The following is a 26625-nucleotide window of genomic DNA, read 5'->3' on the forward strand; positions in this document are numbered from 1 at the left end:
TGTAATATTACTCATTTCTTTAGATAAGGATGCTAAAATTGATATTAATTTTGCTTTATATGTCATTCTCCACTTACAGAAAGGGAGTGACTCTCAAAGCGGCACTTTAAGAATCACTCCCTTGTTTTCATGAATGTTATTGCTTTTTCTCGGCGATCTTCTTATCTCCCTGTTCTTTAGCCTGCCGGAGGGCCGTGTTGATATCCATATTGCCAAGTGCCAGATCTGTAATGAACTGGGTAGAGGCTTTCTCTACATCATTATCGTAAATCGTCTTGTACATGACCGGAGCGAATTCATTAAAGAATGCCGCCTCCAGATTCTTTCCTTGGTATTCCGCCGTACCGTACACTTTCTGTACCTCCGGGTTAGACAGTACCGGCATGACACCAGCTTTGGAGGCTTCCATCTGGAATTCGTCAGAGATTAAATACTTGATGATTTTCATCGCCGCATCCTTATTCTTGGCAAAGGAAGGAATCGCGAGATATGTTGGATAAGCCTGACTGCCTACACCCGGGTTTTCCTTATAAGTCGGGTAGGATACCATATCCCAATTGAAGTCTGCTCTTTGAAAGTTCGGATTGCCGGTATGATGCTGAATGCTTCCAAGCATGGCCGCTTTGCCATCATAGAAATCCTGAGAATCCGCAACCAGGTTTTCTTTCTTGGCCATAAACGCGCGGTAGCCTGGATCCTGAGCCGGTGTGTACAATACGTCGAAGACCGATTTCCATTTCTCATCATCATACGTTGATAATTGAGTTTCCGGATCTACATACGACAGACCGAAATTGTTGAGCTTAATGTGATGATGTCCTGAAAGGGCAAGCCCCACATAATCCGCGCCGTCACGGGTTTGGTTAAATTGTTTGGCGAGATCATACATCTCTTCCCACGTCATACCGTTGGTCGGGTAATCTACCCCGAATTTATCAAATATATCTTTGTTGTAGTAAATCACCAGGTTGGTGTTCTGGAATGGAACGCCCCACAGCTCTCCATTCGCATTTGCTTTCATGGAATCGATCATCGACGGATCAATTCGGCTTAGGTCGACATCATACTTCTCCACCAGCTCCGTTAAATCGTACTGAAAGTCATTAACGGGTACGGTATTGAAAAAGCCGCCGATCGATTGGACGAACAAGTCAATGTTCTCACCATCAAGAATCAAATGCTCGATTCTGCGTTCCGATGTCACACCTTTATATTCGATCGTCACATTCGGAAACTTTTCGCGAATAGCATTCCCGAAGGTAGCATCATTCTGCTCGTTGCTCGATCCTCCGCCATTGGTGATAACAATGGTAACCGGCTCGTCAATCGTATCCGTTGCCGCCGCTTCCCCGCCGGAGTTTCCAGGAGCCGGATCGGACTTCGTATTATTGTTTCCTTCAGCAGCTTTGCCTCCGTCTGCAGGTGCAGATCCGGATCCTGTACATCCGGTCAACAGCGCAAATACCAGAACGATAACAAATGAAAGCAAACCCATTTTCTTCATATGCGTCTTCTTCATTTTACAAACCCCCTCATATCATTTGATAACGCTTACACTGGCGGATAAGAACTTGATTCCTCGACACCACCCTTCCCGTTTCATACATTTATAGTAAAAACATCCACGTACTTTTTCTATGCTGTTTATTGCTCACTTCCTCCCGGAAATTTGCATTCTATGCTCCTTGCATTTCAGAATAAGTGCAGGAATCCGTATGCCGAAGCAGTAGGTTTGCCCTAGATCTTTCCCATTCCGGGAGGGGATGTGTTCACTGTATGTAAATGCCTGAAGCGCTTTGTCCAGCAGCTCCTCATCTCCCGAAAAAAGATAAGCATACAGCACACCGGGCGTCACCATTTTGTCCGTTTTGGCGTTATGAATCCGATCCTGCCCGGACAGCATGGAATGCGTATATTCCCATGCCCCGATATCCTCCAGCCAGTTTAATCTGGCCAGGCGGCGTGCAATGGCTACGACCGCATGGCGGGCGCGTTCGTCATTCGTCGTCTGCACATACATGATCAAGGATTCCATCACGGGCGAACCGATCACAAATGTTCCCCAGCGGTCTTTGGTGGTAGGACGATCCATGGAACCTGTGAAATTTCCTTCAACAGGATCCTGCATGTCAAGTACCTGATCAACGAGCTTTGCCGCGGCCTCTAAATACCGGGCTCGGGGAAACGTATGATACATCGCCAGCATGGAAATGACCGGCCAGGTCATCCCTCTTTCCGTCGATTCCAGCTTTTCCCCACTCAAAATGTCCTGAGACCAGCGATCCGCGATCATGACAGCAGTATCTCTTGCAAATCCATCACCGGTGAAGCAGTAATACTCCGTCAGTCCCCGGATCCAGGCATGGGAGCCCAGCTTGGGAGCTTCCGAATTATGCTTCTCTGTGTGCTGATGTACTTTTCCAAGGCCCGGACCTGCCCCGCAGACATCGATATCCATCATGTGATGAATGTAGGGCATAGCGACCTGGTCGAACCATGACACGCCGGCTCCCCTTAAAAAATGAAGCATTCCCACATGCCCATAATCATACTCTCCGTTGTTCCACGATCCCGGCCCGGTGTACTGGTCATCCCCGAAGTTGCGGTCCCCGTATAGATGCATCGTTTCTCTCCGCTGCAGGTAGACGGCAAGTGATTCATCCACCGCTTGTTCATACTTAGCAAATTGGTCAGTCCGCGGGAGCAGATCGCCTAAGGCTCCGCTGTCCGCATACCAGCTCCATGGTGCTAAAGCGTGCATCGGTGAATGAAAGGAAACAGCCTGTTTGCGCAGGAAATCGGCAGAGACTTTTGCCCGATCAAATGACAGTAGAAACTCATGTGTTCTGGACTCCCCTTGCCGAAGCACATAATAATCCTCCCGCTGGTCTGCAGGCAGAAAGGAATCCCGGTCCTCATTCCAGCCAGGCAGAAGACCGATCCGCAGCCATGCAGACGCAGCTTCCAGGCTCTTCGGATATTTTTCGGTAAAATGCTTTACGGTAGTCATCACCGTGACCCGCGGAGTACGCGCAGCCATCCACCAGACCACGCCTTCCTCTCGAGCTGGAGGCAGAGTCGCAGATTCCCTCACTCCATCACGGGTCTCCTGCTCTGCCAGCTGTCTTTTACCCATTCGGGTTTCCTGCTCCGACAGCTGATACACACCTAGAGCCTCTGCTGGTAATATGGATTCACTCTCGCTGACAGCTCCATTTTCATTCCCCGCAGCACACCCGAATTCCCTGGCCTCTGTGAATGGAACCTCAAACGACAAATCCTCAACATCCACATGTCCTAAAGAAGCCAGCAGGCGATGGGTAATCCTCAGCTCAGAGCGCCTGTGGTAAGCTTCCAGACGAATATCATAGGTCAAACCTGAAGGGACCTGTTTACCGGTAAGATCGGTAAGATCCTTATCGATTTCATCCTTAACGATATAGTCTCCCTGCAGCCGGATTATGGCCGAGAGAGGACCATTCCGTTCGATCTCCATCTGTTGGGGGCGGCCGGGTACACACACTCTGCCGCCGGCAAGCTTCAGTTGAAATGATGGCGCACTGGACGGGGAGGCAGCAGGCTCCCATCCTCCGTCACGATATATCTCAATCATATCCAGTATGCGTCCCCCTCCTACCTGGCAGCGCCAGACGCCCGTATCGATCCTAACGCTCCCTTCCGGATGGAGTGAGGCAATACACGTATTCTGCTGCTCTTCAGGTTTATGAGCCTGGATGCCGTACAGCAGTTCATACTTCGATGAGCCTTTAATCCCGGTATCAGCAAGAAATTGAACCAGCACCCATTTGATGCTGACTCCATCCTGCCACCAGGCCAGCGGCGTGAATTGGGCGATGATTGATTTTCCAGATGCATCTTGCACCTGTAGTCCGGACAGATCCTGCAGCCCGCATTCTTCAGGAATTGGCACACCCGAGGCGACTGGTTCTTGTTTACGCTCCACTGGCAGCATGTTGGAGACGGTCAGTGGTATTCGCTGCTGCACATTCACCCACTCCTTTACTTCGAGTTACCCCGCTCTGTACTGGACCGGAATCCGCACGGTAAATACCGTTCCTTGACCCGGCGTGCTGTCCACATAAATCTTTCCTTCATGGGCCTCTACAAGAGCTTTTGCGATACTTAAACCCAGTCCGACTCCACCTGTAAACCGGGAACGGGATTTGTCAGCACGGTACAGCCGATTAAAAATGTAAGGCAAATCCTCCGGGCTGATCCCAATTCCGTTATCCGAGCATTCAATAAACACCTCCTCCGCACGGCATGACGCGCGCAATGTCACCTCCCCTCCGGGCGGGGTATACTTAATCGCATTGGAAAGCAAATTCGTCACAACCTGAAGCATTTTGTCCTGATCGATATCCGCATAACACGGCGTGTTGTCCGGATCATAGGTAAGCTTGATTCCATTTTTGGCGGCAAGAATCTGGAAATTCATACAAGCCTTGCGGCACAGCTTCAGAATGTCTTTTTTCTTCATCCGCAATCCAAACTGCGCACCTTCAGCTTCTGACAAGCGCTGCAAATCACTGAGAAGCCTCGATAACCGTTCCAGCTCCTCATACATTTTCTCAAGCCTCTCCTCACTGGCTTCGTACACTCCGTCCATAATGGCCTCCAGCTTTGTCATCAGCGAAGTAATGGGGGTCCTCAGCTCATGTGTAATATCCTCCATTAAGTTTTTTCGCCACGCTTCCTGCTTTTGCAGCTCGGATGAAATTTCGCGGAGTGTGACCGCCAGGCGCCGGATTTCTTCCGGCCCTTTCTCCGGGATTCCTCCGCCCCACTTCCCCAGTCGAATGCTTTGGGCATATTGATCCAGTCTCTTCAAATGCTTGGTCAGCATCACCGCAAGCAGATAGCTGATCGACAGAGACAGCAGCAGCATGAGTACGAACAAAGACTTTGAACGGCTGTCCAGCGTTTCACGAAAATCAACCATCGCGGGGCTTAATTCCTTGGATGCTTCCAGATAAGCCAATTGAATTACCCCGTGCTGCTGACCGTCGATGATATAAGGCACCTCTTCAACCGTGGGGAGGCTGTTTCGGGTTTCCAGATCCACCGAATCGTAAAGCACCTGCCCTCTATTGTCGGCATAACGAACCAAGACGCCGTACAGTCTTGTGATCCGGTCCAGCCACTGTTCTTCTTCATCCGTTAACTGCCGATCAGCAATCCCCCTCTCCCTCATATCATCCAGCAGTTTATAGCCTTGATTCCGAATCATCTGCTCATGATAATCGGAAAACATACTGTCCCAGTGAATGTTGTAAAAGACCGAAATCAGCAGAATAAACAGCAGAGAAAATAGAAAGAACGCAGTGAGCAGCAGCACATGCATCCGGCGAAAGAGAGCAGCAAGAGACCGGAGCAAGCCCCTCATGTGTCCGGCTGAACCGCAAACCGGTATCCCATACCTATAACGGTCTCAACATACTTCGGACGGCGGCTGTCTTTTTCAATCTTTTTACGCAGGTTCTTTACATGGACATCCAGCGAGATCCGGCCATCCTCCTGCGCCCTATACCCCAGTGCTTTATACATCAGCTCACTGCGGCTGTATACCTTCAGCGGCTCTTTCATCAGCACACTGAGAAGCTTAAACTCTGTATTGGTCAGCTTTACCCGGCGGCCTTCCACCACGGCCTCGGCACAGGAAAAATCAATTTTCAGAGCTCCATTGTCAAAGCTGACCACAGGAGAAGCTTCTTTAGCAGAAACTCTTCTTGCGACTGCCTTCACCCTGGCTACCACCTCTTTCACGCGAAACGGCTTGACGACATAATCATCCGCACCGAGATTAAAGCCGTGAATGATGTCACTCTCCAGCGACTTTGAGGTCAGCATAATCACCGGCACGTTGGATTTTTCACGGATCATAGTGCAGACCTTTTCACCTTCCAGCCCCTCCAGCTTCAAATCCAGAATCACAAGATCATGCTTTTTATAGTCGTATTTCTGAAGTGCCTCATGTCCGTTGCCTGTGGTATCGACTTCCCATCCTTCCCTTGCAAAATAAACATCCAGCACATTACGGATTTCGGTATCATCTTCTGCAATCAGAATCTGCATCACATCATCACCTTCCCATTCATGATCTGACTTTAGGAAGCAAATCCAGAGAAGTCAAAGTAACACATACAGCCGCTACTCCACCAACCCGGTGCGTTCGACTCCTTCCACAAACTTTCTCTGTGTAAACATATACAAAATCAGCAGCGGCAGGATCATCAGGAAGCCTGTGGCCATCTTGATCGAATCCTGGAACACGCTCGGTCCGCTCAACTCAGCCTCCGCCTCCAGCTGCTGGGAAATCGCTGAAATGCCTTGGGATAACGGCTGAACTTCACTGTTGTACAGATACATGCTCGGCAAATAATAGTCATTCCAGGTCCAGACGAAGGAAAACAGGAATACCACCACCATCGCCGGCCGGGCCAGCGGAAACATGACTTTAAAAAACACTTTAAATATATGGGCGCCGTCAATCTTCGCAGCTTCCTCGAGTTCCTTCGGCTGAGTCAGGAAAAACTGGCGGTAAATGATCACGAACAGGGCTCCCTTTAACCCGTGCCCGAATAAGGCGGGAAGAATAATAGGAATAGCGGTCTGCATAATTCCGAAGTGATTCGCTGCGATTATATTGGGAAGAATGGTGATCTGCGGCGGAACAATAAACGTAAGCAGCAGGCAGAAGAACCAAAAGTTTTTGAACGGGATTTTCAATCTCGCAAACGCGTAGCCGGCCACAGCGCATGACAAGGTCTGCAGCAGCGCTACCGTCGTGGACATGAGGGCACTAATAAGGAAACCCTTACTGTAATTCAGCATGTCCCAAGCCTCCTGGAGAACGCCGAGATAAATCTCATTCGGAATCCAGATGACCGACGGATTGGTCAAATCCTCCGCATTCTTGATCATGGTCGTAACCATGGTGAAAATGGGATTTAAATAAATGAATGCCGTATCGATCAGAAGCACGTAAAGGAACAGCTTGAACAATAAGCCTTTATCCACCTCAAGACCGAAGAGTACATGCTTCGTTTTCAGAAGGGGATTTTGCCAGCTGCTCTGCAGCAGGGAGCCGGTGCGTGTCCGGTTCATGTTCTTTTCCATCGTTATCCCTCCTTTCTTTCATTATTTCGTAAGCTGATAGGCTCTCGTGAACCGATGAAATCCAAAAAAGACGATCAGCAGAAACAGCAGAATGATGCCGAAGTATATCCAGACCAGGGCGCTGGATAACCCGTAATCGGATGTGGTTACCCGCTCCATAATCGGATTCCAGGGAAACGTAAACAAGTCGACGACCGTGTAGATCGTATTCAGGAATATAAACGGCACCATAGCTGGCAGTGTGATTTTCCAGAAAGACTCCCAGGGACTTGCGCCGTCAATCCGGGCAGCTTCATAGACCGATGCCGGTATGGTCTGTCTGCCGGCAAGACAGATCAGAATCTGCACGCCGGAATACCAAAGAATCAAAATAAACGAGTCCAGCACGCCCGAGATCGTAGATGACCATGCCGGAGGAAGTACAACACTGAGATAGGAATTCAGGTCGTACTGCTCCAGAAATCCCAGAGATCCTTCTCCCTGATCGTAGAATGTCTGAATCACTTCCCCCGTAGAAAAGATGACAGGCAGAAAGAATATCGTCCGGAATAAAGTTCTTCCCGGAAATTTGTAATTCAGCATGATAGCGACCAGCAGCGCAAAAATGACTATAATCGGAATCATGAACATTGCCTGCCGTAAAAATGGGATCAGGTCATTGTATAGAATGCTTCCATGCTCAAACAAAATCGTCTTATAATAACTGAGTCCCCGGTATTGAACATTCAGCCCGGCAGGAGTGATGCGGATCTGATGGAAGCTCATATAGAGTGAGAAAGCCAGCGGAAATGCCATGAAGACAAAGAATCCGATCAGCCAGGGTGATAGAAATAACAGACCTTCCAGCTTGTTTAAGGTTGTAGAACGAATTCTTTTATTTCTGAGCATTGACTTTCCCCCCTTTAATGACGGCATAATCCATGGCGGGAACTTGAATATTTCCCGATTCATAAGCCTCATCGTTATAGTTGACGATCACTCTTGTGCCGCCTTCGTATTCTGTTTCCATAACTCCGCTCTTGATCTGCCTGTGGCCGATGATAAACCGATCCTGAATATCGGCGAACACCTCGTTATACCTCTGATACTGCTCGACAGCCTCTACCTTCCAATCCTGAAAATGAGAACTCACCGGAGCATACCAGTACACGCCTCCCAAATTCGATGTCTCCGTCATTGTGAAATCAAAAGAAGGATATGCCCCGTGTTCAATGTCCTTAAGAAAATCCATACGATACTGGCTGCGGCCGTTCTCTGGAGTCGATGTATACGTTACCAGGCCGTGCAGTGCAATCTGGGCAAAGGGAACTGCCCTGGATGAAAACAAGTCGTAAGAATAATCATCGACCAGATCATAGATATGCTGCACGGATGACAATGCGTAGAAGCCAGGGTTTCTCAACTGAACGCCGCCGATCTGATCACGGACCGTCTGAAGCGCCTGCTGATCGACATGTGCCGCTTCGGATCGCGTACCGCCATAACGGGAATTGTAATCTGTGCTTATAAAGCGTCCGATTCCTTCCATCAATAAACCGTCAATCCCGAGCTTTGCGAAGTCAGCCATATCATCTTGGATGGAATCCACCATGAAGGTCCGGCTTACCATCGTAATATCATCACCACTCTGATGCGAGAAACGCATCAATGTGCCGGACAGGTCCCGGACTCCGTGATGCCGCGGCCGAAATCCATTGACCTTGGTATTGTTCATCCCGTAGTTCACTTCAAGATAAACCGGAATGTCCAGAGAATGGGCGTAATCCACAAAGTGTTTTAATCCCTTCGCTCCTCCGATACGTTCATCTACCGGGAGGTAGCCTCCAAGGGCGCTATAGCCCCCTTTTTGCCATCCAAGGTATGTGACCTTTATGTTCTGCACACCGAGTCCATACAGTTCCTGTACTATCTGCATCGCTCCGGAAGCTGTGGTTGCTTGGATATACCGATCTGTAAAAACTCCCTTTTCCCGATCGGCTCCAAGCATCGTCAGAAAGAACGGCGCATCCTGATGGTCCGGCGTCAGACGCTTAAGCTCCTGCTCCTTCACGAGATACTCCCGGTATTTGGAGGCCATCCCGGCATAATCCGCCTGTTTCTCATCAAGCAGATAGTAGCGGGTAACCCGGTCATCGCGGAACCGTTCTCCTTTTGTGTAGGTTTCAAAGCTGCGGTTTGCCGATTCGTTCGTGACCTGGGTGTAACGCATACGATAATTCTGCTGGGTACCGATCCAGTGATAGTTGCTCAGCACACCGGCAGGTGAAGCTATAATATCGCTGTATGGTGCCCCTTCGTGGATGACGGCTATAAAGGCTTGATCGCCGGCCTTCATCCCGTAAACAGGCATGACAACATTATTGCGGCTCGATGGAGACGAAATGAATGAGCCGTCCGCGCCATAGACCCGTTCCTGATACATTTGTTTGATGGTTGAACGTTTATCCTGGAAGGAGACCAGCGCACCGGAGCCATCCGGAATAAACAGATAACCGTCTTCCTCTCTTGCCTGTACTGCCGAGAAGAACGGGTACGCTCTTAACCACAGCAGCTGGTCTTTTCCCGTTTCCACCAATTCTTCATCCTGTACCGACGTTTCCACATAATCGTCTTCGACCCGGATGCTCACCGGAATTTTGAAGCCTGCTGAAGGAACATCAAAGACAAATTCCACACCGCCATCGATAAGCTGGACATTCTCAACTTTTCCCTCATCCCGGGTAAAACTGGACTCCTTCGGATTTGCGTTAGGATTGCTCATATCGATATGCTGGTACATCAGTGGAGATACCAGATGGGATGCCCAAGCGCCACCCACGCCGGCCTGTTCCCACTCTTCAGGGTCTGGATAGGAGCGGAAGATGTGTCCGTTTCGTTTATCTTCCACCATAAAATGCCCTGTCGCTTCATGAAACTTTAATCGAAGCGTTTCGGTTTCCGCAGCAAGCTGAAACCCGCCTGCATCCGGGAGAACCGCTCCTCCTTCACCTGAGGGCTGAGCAGAGGCCGCGCCTGCTGCTTCAGCGCCACCTTCGGAATCTCTGAAGGTGATCTTTGCTTGGCTGATGAACACGATAACGAGCAGAATGGCTGCAGTATATCCCAGCCACTTTTTATATCTCCATATCCATCTCATCGCAGCATCACCTCCTGATACAATTCATATAAGAAGACTCTGATTTCATTTGTCAGTCCCACCAGGATAAAAGCCAGCACTGCCATTACCGCAATTGCGAAAATCGTCAGCAGAATATTGACTAACGTCTCTCCAACACTGTAATTGTGAAGCGATTGTACCTTCCAGAAAAACAGGAACCCGATCCACACCAGCATTGCATTGCGGATATAATAGTACAGCGGAGCTTCCGACAGGGTCAGCACATTGGAAATAAGAGCCAGTGGAATCCCTACAATAATGAGGGGGACCAGAGCATAGGCACAGCCTATAAATACATCCCTGAACCGGCCCTCGCCGCGGTAGATTGCACTGATCAAGTAATTGCATATCACCCAAGCCAACACGAAAATGACAAACTGAAGGAAAATCATGTAGATGTTGACCTGCTGGATCAGAATCTTATTAAAAGAGAAACTTGTGTAAAGCTTGGAGAGTGAAATTGCAGCATAAGCTCCAAGCAGGATGATAAAGGCACCGATATAGCTTCCTTTTCCTTCAAATCGCAGCGCCGTGAATCCGTCGATCGGATGCTTTAACAGATAGAATACATGGCGCACATGCTGCAGCCAGGCTTCCGCTCTGCTGCGCGGGGAGACTGCTTTACTGCCGCTTCGTTTGGACAGCAGTCTGGACCAAAGCCGGCGCACCACCATGGATCCAAAGATCAGGACTAACAGCCCTGTTGCGAAGACCGCAAAATTCTTCTGCATCCATTGCAGCCGGATCTGCCAGAAAGATTCGGAGTAACCAATCTCATTGCCGGCTTGGCGGTAGTAAACTGCTGCCTGATTATAGTCTCCTTTTTTGTATGCTGCTTTAGCTAATCCGCTCAAGGCGGGCGTGTAAAATGCATTCAGTTTCAGAACTTCACTCCAGTACTGTTCACTTTCCTCGTATTTGCCCGCCATGGTCAGGCCATTCGCATGATAGACCAGCGCTCCGAACTCAGATAAACGAAACTGCTGCAGCACATTTTCCTGATTGTCCAAAATAAACAACTCCTGCTGAGAGTTCATATCAATGGACACCGGACTTTTGATCAATCCAAGCTGTGTGATACCGTTCGCGGATTGTCCGCCCCAGAAAAACAGCAGTTCCCCGTTCGCATCATACTGGCTGACATTGTTGAAAGTCTTGTCAATTACAGTGAAATTGCCTTCACTGTCTACGGCTGCATCGGCAATACTCGGAACTGCCTCAGGCTGTCTCCGAAGATTCTGCGGTGTGAATTCTCCGTACGAGTTGTTGACTGAAGACAGATCGCTGGATTTCGCCAGAAGATTCTGACCTTCGAAATTCAGTTTTTTGATTTGTTCACTGGTAACGTCTTTGCCGCTCGTTACGGTATAAATGAAACCGTTATCGTCAATGGTCATATTGTTGATGGCCGGCGGCACTTTATTGAGCTCATTAGCATACATGTCGCGTGTATACAAGGCTCTTTTTACAGCATCTATCGCAGAGAAAGGAGCTTTGTTCGCGCCGTAGAATTTGCTGAAGTTGCCTTCAGGATCGAGCTGGATCGCGCCGTAATAGCCGCCTAATGTTGCGATGTAAATATATCCTCTCTTGTCGACAATCACCTTAATCGGATCAAATACAAGATCCTTGGGCATAAATTCAGAATCCGGTTTGCCGAATTCCTGAAGCAGCTTCCCGTCCGGGTCCATGACGATGACACGCTTGTTTCCCGTATCCGCTACATAGATGTTTCCATCCTCTGTCACAAATACGGAATGCGGGTTGTTCAGCGGACTGTCTTCAGGTGTAATATACCGTTTAAAAGAGCCGTTTTTGTGAAAATGAACAATCCGGTTGTTCCCACTGTCCGCAACGTAGATCTCATCCTTATTATCAATGTAGACATCCTGCGGATTACGCAGCGGCGATGGCTGCATGACTTCAGGATTCTGTTCGTCAGACACATATAAATCATGTCCAATGATTTTTGCTGGCGCATACGCTGGCTGTGTCCCCCACACCAGCCGGCCGAAACCGTCACGCGTAAACGTGTTATACATCACATCCGCATCTGCTGTATGGGTCAGAACGGGGACTGTGAGCATTAGTACGGCCAGCAGCAGCTTAAACCGCTTTAAATTCCACATGGTCATTTGAAACCCCCGTTTCACCTATTTGATCCCTGAATGAGCCATCGTCGAGATGACCTTTCGCTGAAATACAAGAAATACAATTAAGGTAGGCAGAAACATGATCAGCGCTGCTGCGGCGGCAGCCCCCTGCCGTGCTACCTGGTTCGCCAGATTATTCGTAATGGTGCTTAAGAAGTAAGGAAATGTTTTCATGGCATCATTCTGCATAAACAGAACAGATGTGGAAGCATCATTCCAAATGGATTGGAACGTCAATATCGCAGATGTAGCGACGGCCGGCATACAGATGGGCATCACAATCCTGTAAAACACCGTCCATTCCCTCGCTCCATCCAGCTTGCCCGCTTCAAGCAATTCGGTCGGAACCTGGTCCATAAACTGCTTCATCAAAAACACACTGACAGGTGCGGCAATGTGAGGAAGAATATGTCCCCAATAAGTATCCATAATGCCGAGACGAGCCACGACCACATACCTTGGAATCTGCATCGCCTCCGGTACGAACATCAATGAGAGGATAATAATCGAGAACGCGATCTTGTGACCGGGAAACCGATGCTTGGCAAGGGGATACGCACACAATGAACTGACAATGATCACCATAAAGGTTCCGATTCCGGTCACGATCAGGCTGTTAAACAAGAAACGGGTGATGGGGATGGTGGAATCCCGCAGAACCACGAAAAATTCGGTGAAATTAGATAGTGTCGGCTCCTGTACAAATATCCTTGGAGGGAACAGAAAGAGTTCCGAATACGGCTTTAATGCATGATTGAATATGTAGACCAGCGGCAGAATCATAAAAACGCCGCCCGCCGTAAGCAGGATCATCAATGTTATTTGAGTTCGGTCCATCCGAAACAGCTTGAATGAACGGCGAACCCGAAGTCTTTTTAGACTGTTTGTGACATTCATCATTCATCCCCCTTTGAACCGAACAGACGCCAGCTTAAGCGGTTAAAGCCATAGATCATCAGCAGCAGAACTACTGACAACGCAGCCGCATAGCCCATTTCGTATCGGATCAGGCCAAAATCTGATATATGATTGTGAATAGTGTGACCGGCATACTCCGGGGTCGGTTTAAGTCCCGAGAGCTGCTCACCGATATCTCCTGCTTTGAAAGCACCCACGATCGCCATCACAGAAGCAAACAGCATTTGCGGTTTCATGTAAGGGATGGTAATGTACCAGATTTCCTGCAGCCTGCTCTTGATCCCATCGATTCTGGCAGCTTCGTACAGTTGGCGGTCCACATTGAGAATGCCGGCCAGCATGGCCAGGAACCCGACACCCATACTGGACCACATCGTAACAAGCACCATGGACATCATGAGATATTTAGGGTCCAGCACCCACAGCTGGGGCTCATCAATCCACCCCATCTTCAGCAGAAAGCTGTTCAAATAACCGATGCGGTCACCTGAAAGCATGGGCTGCCAAATAATATTCATAACCACGGCCCCCGCCAGGGAAGGCGCATAAAAGGCAAGGACAAACCATATCCGGACACGGTCCGGGATCTGGGCAATCAGCCAGGCCAGAAGAAAGGATGCAATGTATCCCCCAGGTCCTACAAGCAGAGCAAAGGTCAAGGTGTTGGGAAGTGCGTGCTTCAGCAGCAGCACATCCTGAGACAGCATGAACTGGTAATTATCCCAGCCTGAGAAACGCGGCGTCTCAATGGTATTGAAATACGTGAAGCTCAACCCGACAGCCGCCATCACCGGAACCAGAATAAACAGGAAGAACGAAACGGCGAACGGAGCCATAAACAAATAGCTTAGACGATACTTCCATATTTCCCTGAACAAGCCCGCCAATCGGCTCTTCACGGCCGAATCCGGAACAGGAATATGAGCTGGTTTGATCTCACTTTGCATATTTGTCCGCTCCTTCCCAAGGGGTATCAATAATTGGTGGGCTATAGGTTCTCAGGACTTTCCCGTCCTCATCGATATAATCGAATTCGATCGCTTTCCGCCTGAATTCCCGATTGATATTCAGCACCGCCTCCTCCAGCGAAGAGCGGTAATTCTGCCCATCCAGCACGGTTCGGTTCCAGGCATTATTCAGCTCTCTCGGGACGAGATAAGATCCCGGGATATGTGCCATGTCTTTATACCATCTCCACTGTTCCAGAAATACGTTCAGTTCCTCCGTCTGCCAAGGTAGCCTGCTGAATGCTTCGATATTTGCTGTATTCCAGCGGAAGGTAATGCCGTAGAAACCTTCAAGATCAGATCCGAATCTCTCCTGAGTTGCTGCGGACATCCACCACTGCATGAACTTCCAGGCCTCATCTTGGTTTTTGGATTTCTTGAATATCATGGCAGCCTGCTGACCTCCGCCAGACCAGCGTGCAATCGTACCATCTTCTTGTTCAATTCCTGGCAGCGGTGCTATGCCCCACCACCCGCTAAGTTCAGGAGCAGCCACAGAAAGCTGGAGGAACATGTTGAAGTCTCCCAATCCAATCGGCATTCTGCCGTCACGGAAATGCTGATAGAAGCTGGGCACCTGCTTCTCTACACCGTATAAGGAGTAAAAATCCGTGTACTGCTTGAAAGCTTTAAATCCTTCCGGACTGTCAAGGGCCGTCGTCATACCGTCCTTGTTGTAAAATTCTGCTCCGTTCTGATAGATAAACGTCAAATAATCCTGTGGAATATTAAAGTCGTAGCCGTTCTGCTGCAGGGTTGGCAGCATTTCCATCACATCGTCCCAAGTATCTGGAACCGATAATCCAAGCTCAGCCAAAATATCCTTCCGGTAGAACAGCACATTGAACTTCTGGGTTTCCGGCAGTGCATAGTACTCGCCATCATAGTAATACGGCAGCAGCGCTCCCGGAGCAAATTGCGACGCTACCTGGTCGAAGTCAGGATACTGGCTCAAATCCAGTGCCGCCCCCCGGATCGCCATTTCTACCGGTCTACCTTCCGTGAGACCGATTGCAATGTCCGGCACCTTGCCGGCTGCATTTGCCATCACCAGCAGATCCTCTTGCGGAAGAAGATCTACCCGGACAGGGATACCTGTCTCCGGAGTGAAATACTGATCCGCCAAATCCTGCATTACGTTCACATAATCTCGGCCATAATTCATCCAGACATTGACTACTTTTTCGTCACCTGCGGTGAGCTGGTCCCGGGGATCAAAGGATAGCGCAAACTGCTCGGCTCCATTCGTTGACCGTTCCCAAAAGTTTGCTGTCATCCGGGGAGCCTTGCTTCCGACAGGAACGACATACATCTTATCGAGCATAAGCGGCGCCTGGGTTAACGGCTGCTGGATTGAGGAGAGCTTCTGCTGGACGGCCGCCACACGGTCACGCTTATAAGGAATATCATTCGGAAACTCCAGCATATCTTCTAAATCGCGGATGGAGGCTCTAATTGACTGTGAGTGGTTATCTTCCTTTCCGTTAACAGCTATTAAATCGCCCTCCATGATTTGCAGATGTTTGGACACTAGAGAAATTCTTTTCGGGAATTCAGGAAATTGATTCTCGATATCCCAGGTCCGGTTGGTATCCTCTTCACCGCCGGTTAAGGCATGCAGGTCTCGGGATAATTGATTTAGAACATCAAGAGCTTCCTGTAAATCCTTTAAAACCGGGTTAAACGGCGCATAGGTCGCTGTCATGGATATCGTGTGTTTGCCGGACTCGAGATAAATCTCATAGGGCTGCCCGTCAGGCCCTGCAAGCTCCACTCCCTGCCAAGCGGAAGAGTAGGCGAACGGATATGCGCTCAGTTCCTGAAATGGAACTTTTCCATCTACAGAGATGGTGCGGAAGACTCTCTTATTCGACTGGTATCCCTGTAAAGCACGAACAGCAATGTTATAAAGACCGCTTGCCGGAACATCGAAGCTCCAGGTGATCTCCTCACCGCCCTGCTCCCACCTGGTGCCCCCTACTGCATTAAATATTTGCTTTCCTTTGGACTTGGGCGTGACAAGCGAATCGTGATCGACAGCCATTTGGAGCGACACATCATTTTTGGAATCCATGAGCTCCGCTTCGATCGTGATCACTTCTGTAGAGCCAGAGTTGTTCGATGGATAAGCATTGCGAACCTGTTCATAACTTTCAAGCTCAGTGGGAGGCTTAAGCTGTATGGAATCCATCACAATCGAATCAAAGGATTGAAGACGAATTTTGTGAGTGCCTTGCTCAAGATACCAGAGAAGAGGATCGGTATATGCTCCCTCGCTATCCTGAAACGGCATTTCCATCCAGCCTGTAATTTCCTCAGGTCTGGGCCTGATATCGTCACCGTATTGATCCTGCTTCAGAGGCAGCTGGTCACGGAACCGCTTGGGAAAACTTACCGCTCTTGCTTCCCGAAAAGGAAATTCACCGTTCAGCTGAACCGCCATGACAGAAGGTCTGTAGTTTTGTGTCTCGGTGTCAGAATTCTGAAATGAATGATAGGTCATGGACAGTTCGTAGAGACCCGGTGAATCGACTTGAATCTCATATTCCAGCCAATGGCTTGATTCGTTATTCCAGATCAATACATCGTCTCTGCCCCCATAGGAACCAATGCTGTAACCGGCACCTTTAGAAGACCGTGCAACGTCCGCTGCCGGGATCTCTATCGTTTCCGATCCATTGCCAGCCCCGGAAGCCTTCCATTCCGACAGCCGCTGCATATAATAAGGTTCAAAGGTCTGCCTCTTTACTTTCGTTAACTCTTGCTCCCAATCTGTACGGATGACATCAGCAGAAAAGCTGAGTGCCGGTGTAGAGTCCGGTCCTGTACAGCCGGACAGCAGAACAGTGAACAGAAGCATGGATGAAAGGATTCGATAGTTGTTCCTACGGCGGCAGGTACGGTGACTTATGTAGTGAAGCATCTTGTTTCCTCCTCTTTCAGCAATTCAGTCTAGACGTAAGATGTCGCTAGTCTTTCTCCGCTGTTCTGATCGAAAAAGAGCACTTTGTTCATATCCATCACCAGCTGGATATTCTGGTCATAATCATAGTGATATCTCGGATTCGTCCGGACAATTAGGTCTTGACCGGAACCGATGTCCACATACAGATAGCGGTCAGCACCCATCAGCTCGTTAAATTTATGCAGACCGCTGAATACCGCGCCCGGAAATCCTTCAAACATAATTGGCTCCACACTGATATTTTCGGGCCGAATACCAAAGGTCACGGAACGATTGAGATACTTATTCTCCAGCAGCATGCTGCTTTTACCCCTGGGTACTTCAAGCCGAAGCCTCTTCGTTTCGAAAAACAGCTTATCATCTCTTTCTGTCAATTTACCGTCGATGAAATTCATCGGCGGCGATCCTACGAATCCCGCGACAAAGCGGTTGGCGGGAGAATTGTAGACGACTTCCGGAGTATCCACCTGCTGGATAATGCCATCCTTCATCACCACGATTCGATCCCCCATGGTCATGGCTTCGGTCTGATCATGCGTCACATAGATGGTGGTAACTCCCAGCTGCTTCTGCAGCCGGATAATTTCTGTGCGCATCTGTACCCGGAGTTTGGCATCGAGATTGGATAGCGGCTCATCCATCAAAAACACCTGCGGTTCTCTAACGATCGCTCTTCCGAGCGCTACCCGCTGCCGCTGTCCGCCTGAGAGCTGACGCGGCTTACGATCCAGGAAATTCTCAATCTCAAGCACACGTGCAGCTTTCTTCACGGCCCGGTCGATATCGCTCTTGGGCATTTTACGCAGCCGAAGCCCGAAGGCGATGTTTTCGTAGTTGCTCATATTGGGATACAGCGCATAATTTTGAAAGACCATTGCAATATCCCGATCCTTGGGGGGAAGATCATTGACCTTCTGGTCATTGATGAATATTTCCCCTTCGCTGATATCTTCCAGACCGGCAATCATCCGCAGCGTCGTCGATTTTCCACAACCGGACGGACCGACAAATACAATGAACTCCTTATCCTCCACATGGAGATTAAAATCCTTGACCACAGCATGTTTGTCTCGGCCGTATGTCTTATAAATATGGTTAAAAAGGATACGCGACATGTTGCTTCCTCCCCGAATCAATCTAAATTAAGGTAAAATGAAATCGCTTACTTTTTTTAGATTATAGAATGAGCTATGTAAACATGGTGTAAAGAATACAGAAGCGGCGACTATCACAAATAGTACAACTCCATGACATATGTAAGCGCTTGTAAAAATAAAGAGGAATAAGGATTGAAACACTTGAAGAACTTCAGCAGGCATGATATATAATTTTCTACGATCACATTCGGTAAGACGGGCACCATGCACCAGCGGATTTCCATGCGGAAAGGAGTGAATGAGAAATGAACGACCGAATGCAGCCAAAGTATCACATTGGGGAACAGGACTTCTCCATCCAGTACATGTCGCGGAATGGTTCCAGCAGTATGCGCCGCCCGCATGAGCATCCCTTTTATGAGCTGTATTATTTGCTTGACGGAGAACGTGTGTATTTTATGGACGATAAAGTTTTTACAGTTAAAAAAGGAGACATGATGATCGTAAGACCCTATGATCTTCATTCCACTGCCAGCTCTGACAAGCTGAGCTTCGAGCGGGTGCTGATCAGCTTCTCCCAAAGCTTTATTGAGCAGGGAGACGGCGGTGGCTCCGGACTCCTGGATCACGGAACATCCAGACTGCTGCGCATTCCCTTGAAGAATCAGCCTGAAATCGAGCGTCTTCTGCACTCCATGCTCGAAGAATGCAAAACAGAACAGCCTCATTACACTTCACTGGTCCGCTCATTTATGAATGAGCTGCTCATCCGCCTTCACCGGATTGAACTCTCGCTTCAGTCTCAATCGGCACATGAATATGAGCATCCGATGCATCAGAAAATTTCAGAAATCGCGCAGTATATGAAATCCAATTATCGTGAAAAGCTCACCCTTGAGCAGGTGGCCAAGCAGTTTTATATCAGTCCTTCTTACCTCAGCCGGGTATTTACCAAGCTGACCGGTTTCCACTTCCGTGAGTATCTTCAAGTTATACGTATTCGTGAGGCCCAAAAGATGCTGACGAACAGCCGGGAATCAGTACAGATTATTTCCGAGCAAGCCGGGTTTGAGCACATTGCTCACTTTAATAAAACGTTCAAAAAAATTACTGGCACCACCCCGCTCCAGTTCCGCAAACGCAGCGGGTAGAATCAGAGCTGTCCCATTGCTGAGATCACAGCAGTGGAACAGCTCTTTGGTTTATTTTAAATCGTTCCTTTTTTAACCCTGAACCAGTCGATATCTACATAGCCTCTCTCATCGTCATTCGAAGGGCTGGCTGCTGCAAACACCCCGAGCTTAGCACCCACCCAGTGGCCCTTCTCTGCCTGAAATTCTATATTTCCGCAGGGCAGCAGCGGACCGTTACCTGCGATATAATGGAAGCGGCACTTGGCTCCGGCATGGACCGTAACCCGAAGGGTGACCGATCCTTCTGCAAGCTCACCTGACCAAACTACATTCTCTTCCGCATCGGTACCTGCAGCTTGAATGATGTCCACACCCGAACCATCGGCCTTCATTTGTACAGCAGTATAAGCAAATTTACGTCCGAAAATGATCAGGCCAGCCCGTTCGCCAGGTTTCAAAGTCATAAAATCCAATTTTGCCTCTGCTTGGAACACCTCAGCAGGAAACTTCTGCATGAGCAGATGAGGAGCATAATACAGGGATTTGGAAGGCTGATTCTCAGGCACCGGGAAGGAAAATAGTCTAAGGTAACTATCCCTATCAAGCGAATACCAGAGCGGATTCGGATTGGCCTGCCACTGCCATTGAAGACCCAGCCTGCTGCCTTCGAATTCATCTGAATCGTCCGGAACCTCCACTCTGTATTCACCACCGACATTCGGTTTCGGATAGCGCAGGACCGGTTCGCCGATCCCGTCTCCATCCGTGTCTGAACCCATCAGCGGCCAATCGTCTACCCATCGGACAGGCTGCAGATGTGCAATGCGTCCATAAGGTCCTTTGTCTTGAAAGTGCATGAACCACGATTCGCCCGACTCCAGTTCTACCCAGCCGCCCTGATGTGGACCGTTCACCGGGCTGTTTCCCTGATGAAGTACAATTTTGTCTTCGTATGGTCCAAAGACAGAGGTCGACCGAAGCACAGTCTGCCAGCCCGTCGAGACCCCTCCGGCAGGTGTGAAGATATAATAGTATCCATTGCGTTTATACATCTTTGGACCTTCCATCGTTGGGTGATGCTCGGTGCCGTCATAGATGATTTCTCCTTCATCCAGAAGGCGCATTCCATCCGGTGACATCCGGCACAGCCTTAACAGATGCTTGATACCGCAGCGGCTCTTGGCAAACGCATGCACCAGATAAGCCTGACCATCATCGTCCCAGAAAGGACACGGATCAATCAGCCCCTTGCCCTCCTGTACCAGATGCAGCGGCGTCCACTCACCGGCGGGATCTTCCGTAGTACTCATGAAGATACCAACATCCGGATCTCCGTAGAATACCCAGTATCTGCCGTCATGGAAGCGGAGGGCCGGAGCCCAAACCCCGTTACCATGCTGAGGCACCTCATAACCTGGAAGATCCATACGAGGCAGTACATGGTTGATCAGCTTCCAGTTAATCAGATCCTTGGAGTGAAGGATCGGCAGTCCGGGAAGATGCCCAAAGCTTGATGCCGTCATATAAAAGTCTTCTCCAACGCGGATGACATCCGGATCTGAATAATCTGCATGCAGCACCGGATTTATAAATGTCCCGTCTCCTTGATCCGATACCCACGGTTTTTTCTGCAAGGCTTGCATGTTTGACGTTGAAACCATCATTAGACCCTCCCTTGATCTTGTAAACGCTCGATCTCCAGACTTGCCAGTATAAATGGAGCTACACCAATCTGCGCATCAGACACCTTCTGTTCGCTGATATAATATTCATAGGACCCGTTCCGGTCATCGCTAAGACCCGCTCCAAGACACATGGAGTGAACATGTACTCCAGCGTTGTCAGTATTCACAAATCGCTGAATCAAGCCATCATAAGCACGTTCAGCAACCGATCTGGACGGTTTTTCAAGATATTGGAGACGGACTCCTTTGGCTAAAGAATAAATAAACATGGAGGAACCTGAGGTTTCAAGATAATTCCCTTCCCGGAAACCCTGATCCAGCACCTGGAACCATAAACCACTCTCTTCTTCCTGCCAGCGGGCTAGCGCACGGCTTAAGCGTTCGAAGATACCCATCAGCGTACCCCGTTTCGGATGATCTGACGGAAAATGCTCCAGACTGTCTACAAGCGCCATCGCATACCAGCCCAAGGCCCGGCTCCAAAAATGTGGGGATAGTCCGCTGTCCGGATCGGCCCATACCTGCTCTCTGGCTTCGTCCCAGCCGTGATAAAGCAGCCCCGTCTTGGGATCACGGGTTCTGCGTTCCACAAGCAGAAGCTGGTGGGCTACCTCGTCCAATAGTTCAGGACGACTGTAGGTTACCGCATACTGCGCCAGATAAGGCGACGACATGTACAGCCCATCCAGCCACATCTGGAATGGATATACCTTTTTATGCCAGAACCCGCCTTCCGCTGTCCGCGGATGGCTAATCAGCTGATCGGCAAGTATATGGGAAGCCCTTTCATAACGAGAATCGTCAAATTTTCTGCTTAAATCGAACAGATTCTTGCCCTGATTGATCTGATCCAGATTGTATTCTTCAATGCGATAGCCACGAAGTTCTCCATTCTCTTGTACAAACTCGTCCATATGCCGTTTCATAAAATCAAAATAAGCCTCATTGTTGTAATATTCGCCTGTTTTGGCGATCGCCATCAGCATCATTCCGGGTACATACGCCCAGCGGCGGGCAATTTCCGAATGAATCCCTCCGCTGTCTGCTTGACTGAGGATGGTGTCCGCCGTCCTGACGGACCATCTGCTTTTCTGATTCAAACCGCTTCACCTCTTTCATTTGTTGAGAGTTCAAGCTCAAATCTCATTATAAAGAATTAAAAGCCTTAAAATTTTGAATAATTTGCTGAATTACCTCCAAAATTTGCATTGTTTGCTCATTTGAGAAAGTTAGAGCTTCTCAAAGAGAGAGTTCCTCTCATTTTGCTGCAAACCAGGCAAAAAAAGCAAAGAATGAATTCATTTAAGCATCAGAAGCGTTTTTATATCAATCTGTTGTCCGGTAACATAAATGAAAAACTCAGCGAAGGAGTGTATTTTATCATGAAGATTACAGTAGATTTGAGCGGACAGGGAGACTTTACAACCGTTCAGTCTGCCATAGACTCCATTCCAGACACTTGCGATACAACGGTCCTTATTGAAATCAAAAAGGGCGTATACCGTGAAAAAATCAGCATCCCTTCCAGCAAACCATCGATCCGTTTGGTCGGTGAAGGCACCGACGAGACGGTTCTTGTCTATTCCGATAACGCGCACACTCTCGGAGATGACGGCGAACCGCTCGGAACCTTCCGGAGTGGAAGCTTTTATGTTTACGCCGACGATTTCAGTGCTGAACAGCTGACGATCCGTAATGACTCCGGTCCGAGAACGGGCCAGGCTGTAGCCGCCTTTATCGATGCAGACCGGATATCCTTTCAGCATGTTCGGTTTGAAGGTGACCAGGATACACTGTATGCAGCCGGAGGCCGTCATTACTTTGCAGAGTGCCATATTGAAGGCGATGTGGATTTTATATTTGGACCGGCCACGGCTGTGTTTGACCGCTGCACCATCCACTGCAAACGTACAGGAGGGTATCTGACAGCAGCCAACACGCCGGAAGACGAACCGTTCGGTTATGTCTTTATGGACTGCACTATCTCCGGAGATCCTGGTGTGGAGAATGTATATCTTGGCCGTCCATGGCGCGCATTCGCCAATGTGGTGTTCCTTCGTTCCGAGATGGATCAATCAGTACATCCAGTAGGCTGGCATAATTGGAATCAGCCGGAACGTGAAGAGACTTCACGTTATGCCGAATTTGGCAGCCGCGGTCCTGGGGGAGACACTTCAGCACGTGTCTCCTGGTCCAGGCAGCTGTCCGAAGCGGAGGCAGAACAGTATACGATTGAAACGGTACTTGGCGGCACAGATGGCTGGCATCCGCTTTACGCTAACGGCGCTCCCGTTAAAGCGGCAAAGGACTGATCGAGATGAATCCGCTTCAAAGAGTACGACCGGAAGAGACCGGTATCCCTCCTTCTGCCATCCTTCGTTTCATAGAAGATATGGCAGAAAGAAACATGAACCTGCACAGCTATATGCTGCTGCGGCATGGAAAAGTTGCTGCTGAGGGTTATTTTTCTCCTTTTCAGCGAGACATGAGACATCCGGTCTTTTCTGTCAGTAAAAGCTTCACCTCCGCTGCCATCGGCATCGCCATAGGAGAAGGATTACTGTCTCTTGATGACAAGGTCATTCGTTTTTTTCCGGATAAGCATCCGGAACAAGTGCATCCTTATACCGCAGACATGAGCATCCGGCATCTTCTGAGCATGCAGACCGTTCATCGGAAGTCCACGAACAAGGATGCTGGAGACATTGTATATGAGTACCTTCATACACCTCCAAGCTATCCTCCGGGTAATGTCTTCGCCTATGACACAACAGGTACACATACGCTGTGTGCCATTTTGCAGAGGGTCACGGGAATCACAGTGCACGAATATCTCGATTCACGGCTGTTTCAGCCTCTCGGCATGCAGGAGATCGAGTGGGAAACCTGTCCGATGGGAATCAACCAGGGCGGCAGCGGAGCCTACTGCACAACCGAGGATATGGCCAAGTTCGGTCAGCTGTACCTGCAGGACGGAGTATGGAATGGAATCCGTATTCTGCCGGAAGGCTGGGTACAGCAGAGCACGTCCAAGGCTGTCGACAATTCCAGTGCCGGTATTCTGCTGGAAGGGCGAAGAGGGTATGGATATCAGTTCTGGTGTGGAAGACATCACTCTTATTGTGCTTTTGGCGCCGGAGGACAGCTGATTCTCGTTATGCCAGAACAGGATGCTGTGTTCGTCTCGACAGCCAACACCATGCTGAACCGGGATGAGCACCAGGGCATCCTGGACAGCGTCTGGACCTGGATCGTTCCTTCCATGCAGGAGTCATGTGAACGGGATGATGCCCATTACCTGAAGATGAAGCAGGATCTTGACCTCTTAAAGCTTCATCTGCCTGAAGGGTCTTCAAATTCTCCTGCTGCCCGGGAAATTTCAGGTATTATCTATACCCTGGAGCCTAATGAGTCTGGATGGAATGCCTGCTCTTTTCATTTTCACGAGGAATGCGAGATGACCTTATTCAAAGACACTGGATCCCATACATTGTCATGCCCTTGGAACGGCTGGCATGTCCGCCCTGATCTCTTCTTCGGGATGTCCTCAGCATGCGGAGCTGTGTGGGTTGACGAGTTCACTTGCTTGATTCATATCCAGCTCCTGGAGCAGCAGCAGATGTTCATCCTGACCTGCCGGTTCAGCGGTCGTGAACTGGTCATGCAGATCAAACCTTGCGGAGCGTTCCGGACGAGCCATCTTGATATCGTGCTGGTCGGGCAAGCATTAGGACCAATTTAATAAAAGAGACAAGAGCAGGGTACGCACTGAATCTAGTGTGACTTGTCTGCTCTGTCTCTTTTTTATATGTTGACAGCGTTACTTCTGGCTTTCATAAGACTCTTTATATTCGGCAGCCATTTGATCCCCGCCGCTTTTTCTCCATCTCTCCACTTCTGCTTTCCATCCGTCTTCGTCAATCTGGCCCATGATAAACTTGGTCTGTGCATCGGTGATGATCTGCTCCAGCTCTCCGCCGCGCTCGTTATAGGTGTCCGACTTCAGAGTCAGCGCCGGGTTCGGGACGATATAATTTTCATTGTCATAAACGATTTGTTTATTTTTAGAGTACAAGTCTGTTCCTTTCGCTTTCTTCTCCATGTTGTACAGTTCTCCACGCTGCGGCAGGGAATCGCGGTAAGGCTTTACTTCCTGGACATCCTTGTCAGGATCAATTGTAACGGTGAAGTCACCTTCAACCTCATAATGAACGCCCTCGATCCCTTTATTAATGAGATATACCATTTCGGGCTCCAGCAGTTTGTCAACAAAAGTCAACACTTTATCCAGCTCTTCTTCAGATTTCACTGTCGATTTCGGAATGGCCAGGAAGCCGGTATTGCCGCTCTCTCCCGGTACACGAATGCCATCAGGACCTTGAAGCGGTGACACGTCAACAACAGCTTCCGGAACGACCTTCTCCAGCTTGGTCTGCAGTGACTGACCATTACCACCAGAGATACGGATATTGGCACGTCCCGACTCGTACACCTTGTTTAATTCAGAGGAATCCACCACAGCAAAATCCTGATTGATCAGCTTCTCCTCATACAATCTTTTGAACAGCTTCATAACCTCGAAGAATTCCCCGGATTCAAATTCAGGATAGAAATTCCCTTGATCATCGATTCCCCATTTGTTGGGCGCACCCTGTGAGACCGCAAGCCGGGTTAACGTGGATGCAGTACCCTGGTTATACGCTTTATCCAGCATCATTCCATAGGTATCTCTCTTACCGTTGCCATCCGGATCCTCTTCCGTACTGTAACGGATGATTTCATACCAATCGTCCAGTGTGACCGGTTCTTTCAGGCCTGCAGCATCAAGCCAGTCTTTACGATAACTGACAATCGCCCGGCCCATATCCCGGAACAGCGGAATTCCGTAGACCTTGCCATTCACACTGATGTTGTCGTAGTACTGCTGAGGTTGGGCAGCAAGGTTAGAATAATTTTTCAGTTGGGATGTGATGTCCCAGAACAAGTCGGCTTCGAGCGAGCTGATGGTGGTCGGCGTGTAATTCAGCTTCATCAGCTTGGGAAGCTCATTAGAAGCGATCATAACGTTGATTTTTTCATCATAAGCTGAGTACGGAATCCACTGAATACGGAGATCCGTGTTCGTGAATTCACGAATTTTTTCCTCAATCGGATTCTTCGGATCGGGGATCTCACCGACCTGATTAATAACCATGGACAGCGGATAAGGTCCATCACCCAGGGCCTCACTGCCGCCGCTTTTGTCTCCGCAGGCTGTGACGACCATCATGCCTGCAAGTACCGTCAGAAATGTCTTCATCCATTTTTTCTTGTTCATGTTTACCCCTCCGTAAATGAATTTATTTCTATAATGAACTCCCTCTTAAGGAA

General features: G+C 49.1%; 18 protein-coding genes. 3 read left to right on the forward strand and 15 right to left on the reverse strand.

Annotated features, from left to right (window positions below; translation table 11 throughout):
- Nucleotides 1-136: 136 nt before the first annotated feature.
- From HII30_RS02285 to HII30_RS02340, 12 genes are all read right to left on the reverse strand, one after another.
- Nucleotides 137-1519, reverse strand: coding sequence for an ABC transporter substrate-binding protein (locus HII30_RS02285; RefSeq protein WP_169503322.1), 1383 nt, complete (start codon nt 1517-1519; stop codon nt 137-139).
- Nucleotides 1520-1651: 132 nt separating this feature from the next.
- The gene (locus HII30_RS02290) at nt 1652-4006 is read right to left on the reverse strand and encodes a hypothetical protein (protein WP_169503323.1); all 2355 of its coding nucleotides are present in this window, start codon (nt 4004-4006) and stop codon (nt 1652-1654) included.
- 24 nt (nt 4007-4030) lie between these two features.
- Nucleotides 4031-5407, reverse strand: a complete 1377-nt coding sequence (locus HII30_RS02295; RefSeq protein ID WP_246245964.1) for a sensor histidine kinase — start codon at nt 5405-5407, stop codon at nt 4031-4033.
- The gene (locus HII30_RS02300) at nt 5404-6096 is read right to left on the reverse strand and encodes a response regulator transcription factor (protein ID WP_169503324.1); all 693 of its coding nucleotides are present in this window, start codon (nt 6094-6096) and stop codon (nt 5404-5406) included. Before HII30_RS02300 ends, HII30_RS02295 begins: the two co-directional genes overlap by 4 nt.
- Before the next feature lie 75 nt (nt 6097-6171).
- The gene (locus tag HII30_RS02305) at nt 6172-7140 is read right to left on the reverse strand and encodes a carbohydrate ABC transporter permease (RefSeq protein WP_246245966.1); all 969 of its coding nucleotides are present in this window, start codon (nt 7138-7140) and stop codon (nt 6172-6174) included.
- Nucleotides 7141-7161: 21 nt separating this feature from the next.
- Nucleotides 7162-8028, reverse strand: coding sequence for a carbohydrate ABC transporter permease (locus HII30_RS02310; RefSeq protein ID WP_169503325.1), 867 nt, complete (start codon nt 8026-8028; stop codon nt 7162-7164).
- Nucleotides 8015-10276 carry a DUF5696 domain-containing protein gene (locus HII30_RS02315; protein ID WP_169503326.1) on the reverse strand — a complete coding sequence of 754 codons (2262 nt, stop codon included), beginning with the start codon at nt 10274-10276 and terminating at the stop codon, nt 8015-8017. Before HII30_RS02315 ends, HII30_RS02310 begins: the two co-directional genes overlap by 14 nt.
- The gene (locus tag HII30_RS02320) at nt 10273-12432 is read right to left on the reverse strand and encodes a YIP1 family protein (protein ID WP_246245968.1); all 2160 of its coding nucleotides are present in this window, start codon (nt 12430-12432) and stop codon (nt 10273-10275) included. Before HII30_RS02320 ends, HII30_RS02315 begins: the two co-directional genes overlap by 4 nt.
- A gap of 18 nt (nt 12433-12450) precedes the next feature.
- Nucleotides 12451-13347 (reverse strand): carbohydrate ABC transporter permease, encoded by an 897-nt coding sequence (locus HII30_RS02325; RefSeq protein WP_169503327.1) that lies wholly within the window; start codon nt 13345-13347, stop codon nt 12451-12453.
- Nucleotides 13347-14315, reverse strand: coding sequence for a carbohydrate ABC transporter permease (locus HII30_RS02330; protein WP_169503328.1), 969 nt, complete (start codon nt 14313-14315; stop codon nt 13347-13349). Before HII30_RS02330 ends, HII30_RS02325 begins: the two co-directional genes overlap by 1 nt.
- Complete coding sequence (locus tag HII30_RS02335) at nt 14305-17298, reverse strand: extracellular solute-binding protein (RefSeq protein WP_169503329.1); 2994 nt, start codon at nt 17296-17298, stop codon at nt 14305-14307. The genes HII30_RS02330 and HII30_RS02335 overlap by 11 nt, the downstream gene beginning before the upstream one ends.
- A 29-nt stretch (nt 17299-17327) precedes the next feature.
- Entirely contained in the window at nt 17328-18455 is a 1128-nt protein-coding gene (locus tag HII30_RS02340; RefSeq protein ID WP_169503330.1) for an ABC transporter ATP-binding protein, read from the reverse strand.
- Between the two features lie 287 nt (nt 18456-18742).
- Here HII30_RS02340 and HII30_RS02345 point away from each other — a divergent pair, with 287 nt between their 5' ends.
- Complete coding sequence (locus tag HII30_RS02345) at nt 18743-19588, forward strand: helix-turn-helix transcriptional regulator (protein ID WP_169503331.1); 846 nt, start codon at nt 18743-18745, stop codon at nt 19586-19588.
- Between the two features lie 56 nt (nt 19589-19644).
- Here the strand turns inward: HII30_RS02345 and HII30_RS02350 are convergent, their stop codons facing one another.
- On the reverse strand, nt 19645-21234 hold the full coding sequence (locus HII30_RS02350; protein ID WP_211184391.1) for a glycoside hydrolase family 43 protein: 1590 nt from the start codon (nt 21232-21234) through the stop codon (nt 19645-19647).
- Complete coding sequence (locus HII30_RS02355) at nt 21234-22355, reverse strand: glycoside hydrolase family 88/105 protein (RefSeq protein WP_169503333.1); 1122 nt, start codon at nt 22353-22355, stop codon at nt 21234-21236. Before HII30_RS02355 ends, HII30_RS02350 begins: the two co-directional genes overlap by 1 nt.
- A 282-nt stretch (nt 22356-22637) precedes the next feature.
- On the opposite strand from HII30_RS02355, the gene HII30_RS02360 reads away from it, so the two are divergent.
- Both HII30_RS02360 and HII30_RS02365 read left to right on the forward strand, forming a co-directional pair.
- Nucleotides 22638-23567 (forward strand): pectinesterase family protein, encoded by a 930-nt coding sequence (locus HII30_RS02360; protein WP_169503334.1) that lies wholly within the window; start codon nt 22638-22640, stop codon nt 23565-23567.
- 5 nt (nt 23568-23572) lie between these two features.
- Entirely contained in the window at nt 23573-24997 is a 1425-nt protein-coding gene (locus tag HII30_RS02365) for a serine hydrolase domain-containing protein (protein ID WP_169503335.1), read from the forward strand.
- Nucleotides 24998-25075: 78 nt separating this feature from the next.
- On the opposite strand, the gene HII30_RS02370 is transcribed toward HII30_RS02365, so the two are convergent.
- The gene (locus HII30_RS02370; protein ID WP_169503336.1) at nt 25076-26572 is read right to left on the reverse strand and encodes an extracellular solute-binding protein; all 1497 of its coding nucleotides are present in this window, start codon (nt 26570-26572) and stop codon (nt 25076-25078) included.
- Between the last annotated feature and the right edge of the window lie 53 nt (nt 26573-26625).

This window comes from Paenibacillus lemnae (assembly GCF_012933385.1).
In the GTDB taxonomy this organism is placed as follows: Bacteria; Bacillota; Bacilli; order Paenibacillales; family Paenibacillaceae; genus Paenibacillus_AQ; species Paenibacillus_AQ lemnae.

Coding starts and splice junctions, on each gene's coding strand:
- HII30_RS02325 (WP_169503327.1), bottom strand. CDS start 13,347: ATGAATGTCACAAACAGTCTAAAAAGACTTCGGGTTCGCCGTTCATTC.
- HII30_RS02345 (WP_169503331.1), top strand. CDS start 18,743: ATGAACGACCGAATGCAGCCAAAGTATCACATTGGGGAACAGGACTTC.
- HII30_RS02360 (WP_169503334.1), top strand. CDS start 22,638: ATGAAGATTACAGTAGATTTGAGCGGACAGGGAGACTTTACAACCGTT.
- HII30_RS02370 (WP_169503336.1), bottom strand. CDS start 26,572: ATGAACAAGAAAAAATGGATGAAGACATTTCTGACGGTACTTGCAGGC.
- HII30_RS02340 (WP_169503330.1), bottom strand. CDS start 18,455: ATGTCGCGTATCCTTTTTAACCATATTTATAAGACATACGGCCGAGAC.
- HII30_RS02300 (WP_169503324.1), bottom strand. CDS start 6,096: ATGCAGATTCTGATTGCAGAAGATGATACCGAAATCCGTAATGTGCTG.
- HII30_RS02320 (WP_246245968.1), bottom strand. CDS start 12,432: ATGACCATGTGGAATTTAAAGCGGTTTAAGCTGCTGCTGGCCGTACTA.
- HII30_RS02315 (WP_169503326.1), bottom strand. CDS start 10,276: ATGAGATGGATATGGAGATATAAAAAGTGGCTGGGATATACTGCAGCC.
- HII30_RS02305 (WP_246245966.1), bottom strand. CDS start 7,140: ATGGAAAAGAACATGAACCGGACACGCACCGGCTCCCTGCTGCAGAGC.
- HII30_RS02365 (WP_169503335.1), top strand. CDS start 23,573: ATGAATCCGCTTCAAAGAGTACGACCGGAAGAGACCGGTATCCCTCCT.
- HII30_RS02310 (WP_169503325.1), bottom strand. CDS start 8,028: ATGCTCAGAAATAAAAGAATTCGTTCTACAACCTTAAACAAGCTGGAA.
- HII30_RS02295 (WP_246245964.1), bottom strand. CDS start 5,407: ATGAGGGGCTTGCTCCGGTCTCTTGCTGCTCTCTTTCGCCGGATGCAT.
- HII30_RS02330 (WP_169503328.1), bottom strand. CDS start 14,315: ATGCAAAGTGAGATCAAACCAGCTCATATTCCTGTTCCGGATTCGGCC.
- HII30_RS02350 (WP_211184391.1), bottom strand. CDS start 21,234: ATGATGGTTTCAACGTCAAACATGCAAGCCTTGCAGAAAAAACCGTGG.
- HII30_RS02285 (WP_169503322.1), bottom strand. CDS start 1,519: ATGAAGAAGACGCATATGAAGAAAATGGGTTTGCTTTCATTTGTTATC.
- HII30_RS02335 (WP_169503329.1), bottom strand. CDS start 17,298: ATGCTTCACTACATAAGTCACCGTACCTGCCGCCGTAGGAACAACTAT.